This is a genomic window from Dyadobacter sp. SRI_021 (genome assembly GCF_057586235.1).
The window spans coordinates 320718-334209 of record NZ_JBYCZM010000007.1 but is presented as its reverse complement, the minus strand read 5'-3'; the positions used below and the strand labels follow the sequence as shown (position 1 = coordinate 334209).

General features: G+C 49.5%; 10 protein-coding genes. 5 read left to right on the top strand and 5 right to left on the bottom strand.

Going from position 1 to position 13492, the window contains the following annotated elements; translation table 11 throughout:
• The first annotated feature begins 156 nt into the window (after positions 1 to 156).
• The 4 genes from AC2YIT_RS22900 to AC2YIT_RS22885 all read left to right on the top strand — a co-directional run bounded on the left by AC2YIT_RS22900 (position 157) and on the right by AC2YIT_RS22885 (position 6114).
• Positions 157 to 2424, top strand: coding sequence for a T9SS type A sorting domain-containing protein (locus AC2YIT_RS22900; protein WP_487280695.1), 2268 nt, complete (start codon positions 157 to 159; stop codon positions 2422 to 2424).
• A 72-nt stretch (positions 2425 to 2496) separates the two neighbouring features.
• Positions 2497 to 3879 (top strand): UDP-N-acetylmuramate--L-alanine ligase, encoded by a 1383-nt coding sequence (locus tag AC2YIT_RS22895; protein ID WP_430843975.1) that lies wholly within the window; start codon positions 2497 to 2499, stop codon positions 3877 to 3879.
• Between the two features lie 41 nt (positions 3880 to 3920).
• Positions 3921 to 4517, top strand: coding sequence for an LOG family protein (locus tag AC2YIT_RS22890; protein ID WP_430843973.1), 597 nt, complete (start codon positions 3921 to 3923; stop codon positions 4515 to 4517).
• Between the two features lie 16 nt (positions 4518 to 4533).
• Positions 4534 to 6114, top strand: a complete 1581-nt coding sequence (locus tag AC2YIT_RS22885; protein ID WP_487280694.1) for an OmpA family protein — start codon at positions 4534 to 4536, stop codon at positions 6112 to 6114.
• On the opposite strand, the gene AC2YIT_RS22880 is transcribed toward AC2YIT_RS22885, so the two are convergent.
• The 5 genes from AC2YIT_RS22880 to AC2YIT_RS22860 form a co-directional block, all read right to left on the bottom strand.
• Positions 6095 to 7294, bottom strand: coding sequence for an acyltransferase family protein (locus AC2YIT_RS22880; protein ID WP_487280693.1), 1200 nt, complete (start codon positions 7292 to 7294; stop codon positions 6095 to 6097). The two genes, AC2YIT_RS22885 and AC2YIT_RS22880, sit on opposite strands and share 20 nt — an antisense overlap.
• Positions 7295 to 7384: 90 nt before the next feature.
• Positions 7385 to 8560: a helix-turn-helix domain-containing protein gene (locus AC2YIT_RS22875; RefSeq protein WP_487280692.1), complete on the bottom strand. Its 1176-nt coding sequence runs from the start codon at positions 8558 to 8560 to the stop codon at positions 7385 to 7387.
• A 76-nt stretch (positions 8561 to 8636) separates the two neighbouring features.
• A complete protein-coding gene (locus tag AC2YIT_RS22870; protein ID WP_430843966.1) occupies positions 8637 to 9248 on the bottom strand; it encodes a cytochrome c oxidase subunit 3 in 612 nt (203 codons plus the stop codon).
• An 87-nt stretch (positions 9249 to 9335) separates the two neighbouring features.
• The gene (gene ispE / locus AC2YIT_RS22865) at positions 9336 to 10145 is read right to left on the bottom strand and encodes a 4-(cytidine 5'-diphospho)-2-C-methyl-D-erythritol kinase (protein ID WP_487280691.1); all 810 of its coding nucleotides are present in this window, start codon (positions 10143 to 10145) and stop codon (positions 9336 to 9338) included.
• A gap of 24 nt (positions 10146 to 10169) precedes the next feature.
• Positions 10170 to 11633, bottom strand: coding sequence for a M20/M25/M40 family metallo-hydrolase (locus tag AC2YIT_RS22860; protein ID WP_487280690.1), 1464 nt, complete (start codon positions 11631 to 11633; stop codon positions 10170 to 10172).
• A gap of 306 nt (positions 11634 to 11939) precedes the next feature.
• On the opposite strand from AC2YIT_RS22860, the gene AC2YIT_RS22855 reads away from it, so the two are divergent.
• Positions 11940 to 13427 carry a xylulokinase gene (locus tag AC2YIT_RS22855; RefSeq protein ID WP_430843961.1) on the top strand — a complete coding sequence of 496 codons (1488 nt, stop codon included), beginning with the start codon at positions 11940 to 11942 and terminating at the stop codon, positions 13425 to 13427.
• Positions 13428 to 13492 lie beyond the last annotated feature (65 nt).

Sequence of the window (13492 nt, the reverse complement as noted above, 5' to 3'; positions counted from 1 at the left end):
CTATTTCCATCCTGACACTCAACAGGGTTTTACAAAACGGCCGTCCCCGCCAGGCAGCTATTTGTAACTCCATAAACTTCTATATCAGTTATAGATAAAATTAAATCTGTCTCAACGAATCTAAAAAGCTATAACCGCCCACCGAACGAAAATTTTATGCGTTTCAAACGTCTGACGTCGCCGCCCAACTACTCACGTTTATTAACCATCGCACTTTTTCTGGCCGTGTTATCCGGCCGGCCCACCGCGCTTCTGGCGCAAAGAGAGCTGATCCTCAATACCACCGGCTACGGATTCGACCGAACGGCACCCAACGGGATCAATACCGAGCAATGGCAGTACATTCTGAAATTTGCGAACCTCAAATATAACGGGAAGGATGCGAGTCCGACGGCAATCAGGCTGCATATTCAATGGGAACATTATGAGCCAACCCTCGGTAATTACCAGCGCGCAAAGATGGCCCAGGCCGTCAAAGCCATTCTGGACATCAACCCAAACATGAAGGTGGCCCTTCACTTCTCCTATCTGCGGCCTGGGTACTGGAACGACAACTTTCTTTCTACCGTAGACGTTGCGCAACTCTCCAACGGCTCGCTCATGCGCGAGGCCATTTCGCACACGGTCCCGTCTGTCTTCTCCGAATATGCGACCGGCCGTTTCCTCGCATTTGTGGACGATGCACTCGCGCAGGTGCAAGGTTATTCGTCCAGGATTTTATATGTCGCGATGGGCAACAACGGATCAGAAGAGTTTTACATGCCTAATAAAGTCGTCAACTCGGTCAACTACGCCGGAATGTTCGAGGCCAAAGCATTGCAGGCATGGCGTACCAAGTTCCTTCCGATAAGATTTCCGGGCCAAACCAATGCTACCTGGGGCCGAACCTCCTATCCTATTGCCACCGCTCCCCAGCCAACCGACGGAAATTACAATTCTGAAATGGGCCGCGACCTGCACCGGTTTGCAGCATGGGGTTTGTTGAAGCTTTTCAAAGGTTTTTACGAAACCGTCAAAAACCGTAATTCTTCCATTAAAGTATTGCATTTCGTGTCCGACTTTGGCTCGGTACAGGGTAACAACTGGCATTTGCACAGCAGCACCCTCTTACTCGCATTGGAGCTTTCGGACGGTATTTACCATACCGACGGCAGTCACCAATGGGATCTGTGGAGAAAAATAATGGGAGTCGACGTCATCAAAGGTACTTATCCCAATAAAATAGCAGGCATCGAATTCGATCCGACCGACCTCGGCCAACCCGACGGCGGCTCGGGAATCAATGGCGGCATTCCGTACGAATGGTTTCCCCGTGCCTATAAGCATGGCGCGGACTATGTGCATATTGCCATGCATTTTAATGATATTGAAATGGCGCAGCTCGCACCCACGCTCGCATTGTGCCGTGAGCAATACATTACGCCCTCCTACCAGCCACCTGCACGGGCGGAAGCCGTGACTGTCAATATTTTTCCGAACGTATTCACAGGAACTTTCCTTTTCGACGCCTGGAATCAGATCGGCGGACAGAATTTCGGGCAAACGGACCTTCAACCTAAATCCATCAGAATGACGGATACGGGCTATTGGGAAAACGTTTGGGATAGCGGCAATTACCTGCCGTGCTCCTACTCTGTGAATGTCAGCTCCTCGCCGACCAAACCCGTTGTCGGAATGCCGGTGACACTCAGCGTCAATTGCCAGGGGCCCGAATGCAATACGGCCAACTACCAGTGGAGCGGCGAGGGTGCCAACAACCGGACGGGCAGTATCATTACGATTACTGCTCCGGATTCACCGGGCGATTACAATTATACCGCCAGATCGACCCGAAGCGGGTGCGTTGCCAAATCCGCGGCGAAGGTCGTTCCGGTCGGGCGCGCATTACCAGTGAAATTGATCAACTTTACCGCGATGAAAGAAGGCGAGCAAGCACTGCTTGCCTGGTCGACATCCGAAGAGGAAAATAGCGAAAAATTTGATGTGGAGCGGAGTGCCGATGGCAAGAAATGGACGCGCATTGGGTCGCTCCCAGCGGGAGGGGACGTATTGAATGCTGTTACCCGTTACAATTTCACCGATATCAGCCCCGCGGCCGGTGAAAATCTATACCGCCTGAAAATGGTCGACCGGGACCAGACCTTCTCATACAGCAAAATCGTTAACCTGAATTTCAAAACCACCCCGGTTGCAAGTACGTATCCAAATCCGGCCAGCGACAGGGTAACGATCGCAGCAGATGACTGGGAGCATGTCAAAACGGTCAGGATCATCAATGTTGCGGGTCAGGTGGTTTATAGTTCGAACAAGCCGCGCCGTGAAATCGATATACGGGGCCTGGCTTCGGGTGCTTACGTAATCGGCCTTGTGCACGAGAACGGTACGCAGGAAAATATCAAGTTCGTGAAAGATGCCGGGAAATAGCGCATGGGCGGGATTTGCCCGAAGGCCAATTCTTGCTAACTTTCGAACGGAATCAGTTTTTTAGAATTGTCAATGAGTCAATCTTCATCTTTGCATAAAATACATTTCATTTCGATCGGCGGTAGTGTCATGCACAATCTGGCCATCGAACTACATTTAAAAGGATTCGTTGTAACGGGATCGGATGATGAGATCTATGAGCCATCGTCCAGCCGCCTTGCACAATATGACTTGCTTCCGCCTGTTACAGGTTGGTTTCCGGAAAAAATCACTACCGATTTGGAAGCCGTGATTCTCGGCATGCACGCCAGGCAGGACAACCCCGAGCTCGCAAAAGCAAGAGAGCTGGGGATTAAGGTATATTCGTATCCCGAGTATATTTTTGAGCAAAGCCAGAACAAACAACGCGTCGTGATCGCGGGCAGTCATGGAAAAACGACCATTACCTCCATGATACTTCACGTTTTGAAATACAATAAAAGGAATTTCAATTACCTGGTCGGCGCACAAATTGAAGGTTTCGACAATATGGTGAAGCTTTCAGAGAATGCCCCGCTGATCGTGATCGAGGGCGACGAGTACTTTACTTCACCGATCGATCCCACCCCGAAATTTATCCACTACCAGCCGCATATCGCATTGATCAGCGGCATTGCCTGGGATCATTTCAATGTGTTCCCGACCTGGGAGTCGTATGTGAAGCAATTCGAGCTGCTGGCCGATTCGCTGCCGAAAGCCGGCGCGATCATCTTTGACCAAACGGACGATATGCTCGATGTGATCGGCCGGAAGGAACGTCCGGATGTGGCCAGCACACCTTATGCTGTACATCCGCACCGGATCGAGGATAATAAGACCATATTGATCACCGCCGAGCAGGGCGAGGTTCCGGTACTTGTTTTCGGAAGTCATAATATGAAAAATATCAGCGGCGCACGCGAAGTCTGCGAACGACTAGGCGTGACCGACGAGCAGTTCTACGACGCGATCCGCACATTCAAAGGAGCCTCAAAACGCCTGGAACTACTTGGAACGAATAAAACAGTAAATGTCTACCGTGATTTCGCCCATGCGCCTTCCAAAGTCGAAGCGACTACCAACGCCCTGAAAGAGCAATTTCCCGACAGAACGCTGGTAGCCTGCGCGGAGCTTCATACATTCAGCAGCCTTAACAAGAGTTTTTTATCCCAATATCGCCGCAAACTAAAAGCGGCCGATGTGGCGATCGTGTATTTCAATCCGCTGACATTGGAACACAAGCGATTGGAAAGTCTGTCGGAAGACGATATCAAAGCGGCATTCAAGCGCGATGACCTGAAAGTATTTACCAATTCGGCCGAACTGGAAGCATTCTTAAAGTCACTGGCCTGGAAAGACGCCAACCTGCTGCTGATGAGCTCCGGCACCTTCGGCGATATTGACCTGAAAAAACTGGCCGCGGATATTCTGGCATAGCCTGCCGGGATATCCCGCTTAAACACTTATCCGTTCATCCGATGCAATCCATAGTTGTATACTGCGGTTCAAATCCGGGAAAGAAAGCGCTATATGCCGAAACCGCCTACGAACTGGGCACAGCACTGGCAAAGCGAAATATCAAACTCATCTACGGCGGCGGCAATATGGGCCTGATGGGCCGTGTGGCCGATGGCGCAATGGACAATGCCGGGTTTGTTACGGGTATTATCCCGAATTTCCTGGCCAAGCTGGAAGTGGCGCATAAGACGTTGTCGGAACTCCATTTCGTCGACACGATGCACGAGCGTAAAGCCAAAATGGTATCGATGTCCGACGGTGTCATTGCATTACCCGGTGGCTACGGCACTTTCGATGAGCTTTTCGAGATCCTGACCTGGGCACAGCTCCGCATATTCCACGGCCCTGTCGGCCTTTTGAACGTCAACGGATTTTACGATCTTTTGCTTCTACAACTCGATAAAATGGTGGAAGAGGGCTTTCTGAGGCCCGATAACCGTGCACTTTTGGTAGTTGGGGAAGACCCTGCAACGCTCCTTGAAAAAATGGAAGCCTTCCGTTTGCAAAATGCGGAAAATAAGCCGCTGGACGGGTCGTTGTATGTAGATAAAAACTAGCCATCCTGTCAGAACAATGCGTGCTTTCTGCTTATTAGCCATCACGGTCGCCACTTCCATTTGTGCCCATGCGCAGCTGGAAAACCTCGGAAAATCGGTCAACACCGAATACAATGAAATCAGTCCGATCATTTCCCCCGACGGTAAAACGATCTATTTTTCAAGGGTAAGCCATCCGCAGAACACGCACGGCCCGAAAGGCAGCCAGGATATCTGGTATTCAGAACTCAAAAGCGATAAATGGACGCCGGCAAGGCGGCTACCTCCGCCCCTTAATAAGGAAGACTACAATAGCCTTTACAGCATTACACCCGACGGCAACACGCTGTTAATCAAGGGAGCATACAAAAACGGGACTTACGAAACGCGCGGGTTTTCAACCAGTAAAAAAACGGCGCGAGGCTGGTCCGCTCCCAACAAGCTGGATATTCCTGGTTATACCAAACTCAGCAAAGGCCAATTCGATTGCGGTTACCTCTCCAACGACGGTAAAACGTTGGTCATGTCTTTCAGCGAAAAGAAAAACAGCAAAGTCGACGATTTGTACGTAAGCTTCAAGCAAAAAGACGGTAGCTGGTCGAAACCTTTGAATCTCGGTCCTGAAATCAACACCGCCGATTTCACTGAAACCACCCCATTCCTCGCGCCTGACGGCGTGACGCTCTATTTTTCGAGTGACCGGAAAGGCGGCCAAGGCAGCAACGATATTTATTACAGCAAGCGGATCGACAAATCGTGGAAAAGATGGAGCAGGCCCGTTAACCTAGGTCCTGCCATCAACACCGACGGTTACGACGCTTACTACACCATTTCCGCGTTGGGTGATTTCGCCTATATGGTCTCTTTCAAAGACACGGAAGGCAAAGGCGACATTGTTCGCTATAACCTGCAACCCAAACCTTCTCCGGCCGATTCGGCGGCGGAGGCTCCCGTGGCGGTAGTGCCACCTTCGGATCCTGTGGTGATGATCAGCGGAAAAGTAATCGATTCCAAAACCGGGAAGCCGGTGGAAGCGACAATCATTTATGAAGATCTCGCTACCGGCGAAGAAGTAGGTACCGCCACGACCAACCCTACCACCGGCGAATATAAACTCGTGCTTCCGTACGGCCAGAAATACAGCTGGCGGGCAGTCGCCCCCAACTTCATCGCAGAAGGGGAAAATATCGACCTTACCGACTCCACCAGCAATGGTAATAAGGGTTTCAAGGAAATTGCCAACAAATCACTGAAACTCATCCCGATTGAAGAAGGGCAGATCGTGCGGCTTAACAATATTTTCTTCGCCACAGGGAAAGCCACGCTCCGCGACGAGTCTTTTGGGGAGCTGAACCGCATTGCCATTTCCATGGAAGAGAACAAAACGCTTTCCATCGAACTCGGCGGGCATACTGATAACACGGGTAGCGCCGAATTCAACATTGATCTTTCACAGAAACGGGCCGACGCCGTTCGCGAATACCTGATCGGAAAAGGCATCGAACCCGACCGCATTGCCAGCAAGGGCTACGGCGAGACCAAGCCGGTTGCCAAAAATGACACACCGGAAGGCCAGCAGCAGAACCGCCGCGTAGAATTCAAGATATTGAAGAAATAGGCGTCACGGTCGCACTGCTTTTACTTCGCTTCAACGCTTTCAATCCAAACAACACCCTAAGGAGACTGCTCTTTCGGATCAGAAAGTGGTACATACCCAGGCAAATCACGAATGTGGCTATGCACAGGTAAACGAACTTCAAAAACCAATGCACAGGCGCCTGGATAATCGGGTAGGCCAGACAGATGATTACCGTCTGATGCAGGATGTAAAACGGATACACCGCCTCGTTGGCATATTTCAGGAATGGATTCGTGAATTGCAGGTAAGTATAACCATATCCAAAGATCGAAAGCAGAATGCACCAGGCGTTCGTCGTTTTGATCGCATCATACACAAGCCATTGCATAGCGTCCATATCCTTGTCGACTGTCCAGTAATAGGCATAAAGGGCGATCGTCAGCGTAATCCAGATGCCCAGCGTCAATTGCCGGTATTTCTGAAGCGTTTCCCAGAAGCGGGCTTGTGTGCAAATCATAAAGCCGGTCACAAAAAGCGTAAAATCGTGAAAGTGCTCGTTCCAATCGCGGACCAGATTGTGTGTAGTAGGGAAATGTTCTTCCAGCAAAACACTTCCCCCCACATGCCAGATTACCGGCACGGCAATCAAAGCCCAGGGATTGGCAAAGAATGCCACGACCCGCTGCGTAAAACCCGCATGGCGGCGCAGCAAAAGCAGCAACGGCAAACCCAATAGTGAATAGCAGAAGATGTAAACCAGATACCACAAATGGTGCCAGCTGAAACTGCCTTCCGGGTAAGGGATGAATTGAAACACGGTTTTATAAAAATCTCCATAGCTGTAAGTCTGGCCTTGTGTGAGCCGCTCGAAAAAAATCTGCGGAGGCACGACGACAAACATCCCAAAAATGAGTGGTATGAAAATGCGGACAAAACGCTCTTTCAGAAAAGCCCCCGGCCCACGGGTCTCAAGTGCAAAATATACTCCTGCGCCGGAAATCATGAATAGCAGCGACATCCTCCACTGACTGCTGAACCGCATCGGCCATTCCACGGCATGCGTGATCACATTGTTTTTAATGTGCCAACCCCAGTGATTAAAAAACATTCCGACATGGAAGAAGATCAGGATTCCGAAGGCGAGCACACGAAGCCAATCGAGATCGTATCGGCGGATATTGTTGGATAATGAATGAGATTGGACAGGCTTTGTTTCCATGACAAATAGGTTTTGAGTGATGCCCAAAACTAGTGTCTGAAACCGGTCCCAAACGACCGTTCTGATCCGTTCGAAGTTCTTCCCGATAAGTCAGAACTTCTGATTAGCGTGCTGTTTGCGGTATTCGGAGGGTGTGGTACCGGTTATCTTCCTGAAAGCCGTATTGAATGCGGATTTAGAGTTGTACCCTACCATCTGCCCGATTTCCTCAATTTTGATGTGGGCATTGTCCTGATCGGCAAGCAGCCGCTGCGCCTCCTGAATGCGGTATGCACCCAAAAAGTCGAAAAAGCTTTGTTCCAACTCCTCATTGAGTATTTGTGACAAATGGTGGGTCGATACGCCGAGTCGTTTGGAAAGCGCCGGCAAGGAAAACCCAGGATCAAGAAACGGCTTTTCCGCCAGCATTACCGCTTCCAGCTTGCCCAGCGTCGCAGATTGTATTTCCTCCGTCAGCGACGATTTTTCATATTTCCGCGTGGTTCGTTCTGTCGGCTCGTGAAAAAACAGTGATTTCCTCAACACCGTGAAGCTGATAATGTAGATGATCAGGGAAATAAATGCAGCGATGATATGGTCGCCGAGGTCATGTCGAAATGAGATTCGGACGACAAAGAAAACCAGTATCAGGAATGCCAATTGTAAAGACATGTCCCGGAACCAGGTCAGCGAATTCTTTTCACCCGTAAAGAACGAAATCCCCCGTGCCCGGAACGCCTTGGTAAGAAACCAGAAACCGGCAATGCTGTAAATAACCATACTGGCAAATGTAAGGTCATTGATATGCCATTTCGGGTAAAACATCCAATCGCTGCCGTACCGCACGGCGTCGATCCTCTCCAATTCCGGGTGGAAAGAGCCGATGTTCGAGTTATACTTGAATGTCAGGTCTTGTGGGTATATGAGCAAACACATGTACACGAGGTACACCACCGAGGGTAAGAAATGGAGCCACGCACGTTTGGGCATTTTTTGGTTCACGCCTGCCTGGGTGTAAAGAAAAGCAGTCGGGGCCATCAGCAGGTTCAGCGGTTCGCTGAAATCTACCAGCCACAGCACACGGAACATGTAATGGGTGTATCCCAACCAGACGTCGCTGATAATGACCGACATCGCCAGGATAAGTATTCCCAGGAAGAGGTTCGCTCGGTTGCTTCCCCTTGCATGCGACAGGAAAACATATGCGAGAATCAGCCCCTGCACACAACCCAGCAGAATGAATAACGAAAAAAGGTCGGTACGGATTGGCGGCGGCGCAGGGATCATGTTATTACATCTCGGATTCCAAATATACGAATTCGGGAATGCAATTGCGGGAAGGTATCTTTTCGGACCCGAATGCTTAGTAAAGGACGATCAGGAAAATAAACACTACAAGCCAGAGCGCTCCTGTGAAATGCCAGTAGCGGGTAAAAAGTTTAATGCGAAGGCGATTTGGAGGATTGACGCTGTACACGAACGAATCCACATAGCTTCTGTTCTTGATTGCTTTTCTAAACAGATAGCTCAAATACAGCACGCCTCCGATCATATGCAGGAGGTGTAGGCCCGTCAACAGGTAAATAAACCCTTCGGAAGTGTTGACACCGCTAAAAATGCCGGAATTGACCATTTCCATCCATCCCCCCGTTTGCAGCATGATGAACGTGAAGCCAAGCAGGAGGGTTGCGCCCAGAAATACCCTATAATGCAGGAAACGTTCGTTTGTAAAAGCGAGGTTCGCTTCGTGAAGCGTAATACTGCTGAACAGGATAACCAGCGTGCTTAGCCAGAACATATCCGGCAATGCCACGAGGTGTGCCGTCTCTTTATGCGCTCGCAGAAGGAAAATGACGAAGATCGAAGTAAATAGCACGGAGCTGCCTGCAACCCCTAACCAAAGCATAAAGCCAAGCGGCTCACGACGTTTGGTGAAAGGATTTTCGGTTTGCTTAGTTGTGTGCTTCGGACTCATCTCCCAATCATTGATATCTTCGAAAAGCGCAATTCAAAGTGAATATAACGACTATTTTGCACCTTAATACATAACGCGAAGGTTAAATTATTTAAGAAACCCCTGCCAGAGACGAAAGTCAGAAAAATGCTCTTTTACATTTTGCTCCTGCCCGAAAATGCCGAACAGCGTGGATCCTGAACCGCTCATGGCTGCATACTCTGCGCCAAGGCTATATAACTTTTCCTTTATTTCTTCTAAAGAAGGGTGTGTTTTAAAAAGGGTTGCTTCAAAGTCGTTCATAACACGGCCTCTCCATGTAGCGATCGGCTCCCGAAGTATATTACGTAAATTTTCAGTGCTTCGTTTCGCGACTACACCGGAATATGCTTCAACGGTTGAAATATGGATTCCGGGGTTGACGAGCACGATCCACTTCCCGGAAATATGAATGTCGATTGCTTCGAACTGATCGCCTTTTTCGAAGCAGTACACCGGTTTGTTACGGATGAAAAAAGCACAATCGCTGCCGATAAGTCTGGCGTATTTCTCTTGCTCTTCAATGGAAATCCCCAGATCGAACAGCTGATTCAGCGCTTTGATGGTAAAAGCTGCGTCTGCCGATCCTCCCCCGAGTCCCGCACCGATAGGCACCGTTTTCAACAAGTGTATTTTGACCGCGGGCAGATCAAAATCACGCCTGAGCATTTTGTACACCTTTGTGCAAAGGTTTTCATCTGCATTGCCCGGTATAGTGATGCCGTCGGAATGAAATGAAAACTTCTCTGCCAAAGTAATTTCCAACGCATCCGACCAACCTACGGGATAGAAACAGGATTCGATGTTATGAAACCCATCCGGGCGCTTCTCGACGATATTTAAACCGATATTGATCTTGGCATTCGGAAATACTAGCATTGTACTTTCTATTGCGGCAGTAGTTTACTGTTCCCAGCGCCACTCCTGGCCGATAATCAGTTCTTCTTTTAAGCCTTGCGATATAAGATAATCACGGGTTTTCTGGTCCGACAACTTTTTCACCGCAATATTCTCTGCATTAGAGAGTGCATACAGGTACATGGAAGCGATGCGCACGGTATTTTCCAATTGGTCCTTGTTCACCAGACTGAAATCATCGCAATCCGCATGGTAACATTGCAAAACATTGGGATCGAGATGTCCCGACAAACCGGCAATGGGTACGCCTTCCAGCATGAATGGCTGATGATCGCTGTGCAGGCCGGCCCTGTTTGTGGTCTCGTTCTTATAGTCGCTGTCCACCGAACGGATAGCCTGCCCCACCGTTGCGAAGAAGTCTACCATCTCGTCCCGTCCGAATGTGTTGGCACCATTGGGATCGTTGGTCATATCGAGGTTCATCATGTAAGAAACCTTATCGATCGTCCCGGACTTTTTGAGTTCGTTTACAAAATGCTTTGAGCCCAGCAACCCTTGCTCTTCCCCCATAAACAACACAAACTGAATGGTCCGTTCTGGTTTCACTTTCAATGCCTTGAATGCTCTGGCCACATCAATTACCGCAAACGAACCGATGCCATTGTCAATAGCGCCGGTAGCCAGGTCCCACGAATCCAGGTGACCACCGATAATCACTTTCTCATCCGATTTCCCTTTGAGCGTGGCAATTACATTCCGTGCCTTGATAGGCTTCGAAATGTTGTGCATATCAATATGCGCTTCCAGAGGGCCTTCGTCCTTAATCCATTTCCTGATCTCGTGGCCGCTTTCATTGGAAATGCACACAGCAGGAATAGAGATAATAGCTCCCGTGACCGATGCGGTTCCGGTAAGTAAAATCTTGCCCGGCGCGCCATTGACCATGATCATTCCCCGTGCTCCATATTTGATTGCCAATGCTGTCTTTTCCGACCGGTGCAAATTCTTTTTACCCGTTACACCCACGAGGTTGATGTTTGCCATTGCAATCTTGCCCTTCACTTTATCTTTAAGAGCCAGAAAGTCTTCTTCCAATCCGTTGCCGACATCCACGATTTCTCCTTGCAGATTGGATTCCACAGGCGAATGTGCCAGGGATACTACCGGAACATCACGAAAATTGTCGCTGCTGCCAGGAGCGATGGAGAGGGTCACAGTATCCCGCATCCATGCTTCCACTTCGAAAGGCTGATAAACCACATCGGTGAAACCATAGCTTTTCAAAAGCTTGAATGCATATTCCTCTGCTTTTTCACCATTGACACTTCCGGTAAGCCGGTGCCCGATGGTCTTGGTTGCATCGCCCAGTGTTGCATAGGCTTTGCTATTTTCTCTGATCTCCCGGTCAAGGCGGGAGAACTGCTTTTCCCATTTTCGATCTACCGGGCGAAACTCAGAAAACAACAAAAACAGCCCACCAATGAGAACAACTTGTACAACTTTCTTCATAATTCCCGATAAAGGATGTCAGCAACTTGAAATTTTCCTCAAATATCGCATAGATATTTGACCTCTTGCAAGATAAACACAAAGGAGACCCTAAAATCAACCCTTTAGTTTCATCGCGTCCTTAATATACCCAATTTCTGACTGTTCTGACGTCACTTTCCCGCATGGATGCAGCACATTTTTATTTAAGTGTAAAAATTACACTTATTATGTTTCTTTTCTTAAAGTTATTTGAACATTTTTGTACTTTTTAGCGCTTATATTTAAACATCGAAGCTTTTTAAATCAAAATAATCATATTTCGCAATGTATTTCCTTGGATTCGATTTAGGCAGTTCGTCCGTCAAAGCTTGTTTGATTCACGCAGATACCGGGGCAGTTGCCGCCTCCGCATTCTACCCGGAAAGGGAAATGACCATTGCAGCTCCCAAACCTGGCTTCGCTGAACAGCAGCCTCAGATGTGGTGGGAAAATGCATGTCTTGCTTCTCAGGCTGTTATTAAAAAAGCAAACGTATCCCCAGAAGAGGTCGGCGCAATTGGTATATCCTACCAAATGCACGGGCTCGTGGTGGTGGATGAAAACCTGAACGTTCTCCGTCCGTCCATTATCTGGTGCGATAGTCGCGCCGTCGAAGTGGGTAACCAGGCGATGGAAGCATTGGGTGAGGAATACGTACTGCCTCATTTACTGAACTCCCCGGGCAATTTCACGGCATCGAAACTGGGTTGGGTGAAACAGAACGAGCCCGATGTTTACGCGAAAGTTCACAAATTCATGCTGCCCGGCGACTACCTGGCCGCCCGCATGACCGGGGAGGTTGTAACCACTCCATCGGGGCTTTCCGAAGGAATATTCTGGGACTTCGTGAACCAGCGCCCGGCCGATTTCTTGTTCGATCATTTCGGGTTCAACCAAAATATCCTTCCCGAGATACTGCCGACATTTGCGGAGCAAGGAAAAGTAACCGCCGCTGCCGCTGCCGAACTCGGCTTGCGCGCGGGCATTCCCGTCACCTACCGTGCCGGAGACCAGCCTAACAACGCCTTTTCCCTAAATGTACTCGAACCGGGTGAGGTTGCAGCCACTGCCGGCACCTCCGGGGTAGTGTATGGCGTTAGCGATCAAATTAAATTCGATCCGAAATCACGTGTCAATACTTTCCTGCACGTGAACCCGATTTCCTCAGCATCCCGTTATGGCGTTTTGCTGTGCGTAAACGGGACCGGAAGCCTGAATGGCTGGCTTCGCAATGCGCTGTTCCAGGGAAATATCTCTTATCCAGAAATGAACAACCTCGCCGCACAGGCGCCTGTGGGTTCCGATGGCCTCTTCTGCCTTCCATTCGGTAACGGAGCCGAGCGTATGCTCGAAAATCAGGATCCCGGAAGTACATTTAAAGGGCTTCAATTCAGCCGCCACGGCCTGAGCCATTTCACGCGTGCATCGCAGGAAGGCATTGTCTTCGCCCTCTATTACGGAATGGAAATCATGGAAACGGTAGGTGTGTCTCTCAAGAATATCCGTGCCGGAGAAGCCAATATGTTCCTGAGCCCTGTTTTCCGAGAAACCTTTGCTAACGTGTCTGGCGCCACCGTCGAGCTTTACAACACCGATGGCGCACAAGGGGCAGCCCGCGCTGCCGGTTTCGGACTAAGCTATTACAAGAACCGCGAAGATGCATTTGTCGGACTTACGGCGCTACGCACGATCGAGCCCGATGCAAATCACGTACAGGCCACGCGCGACGCATACAATAACTGGAAAACTACTCTCGAAAAGAGCCTCTCATAAGCATAAAACAGGCCTCATCTTGAACCCAGGCATGAGGCCTGTTATAACACGCTTGCGTCACTTGA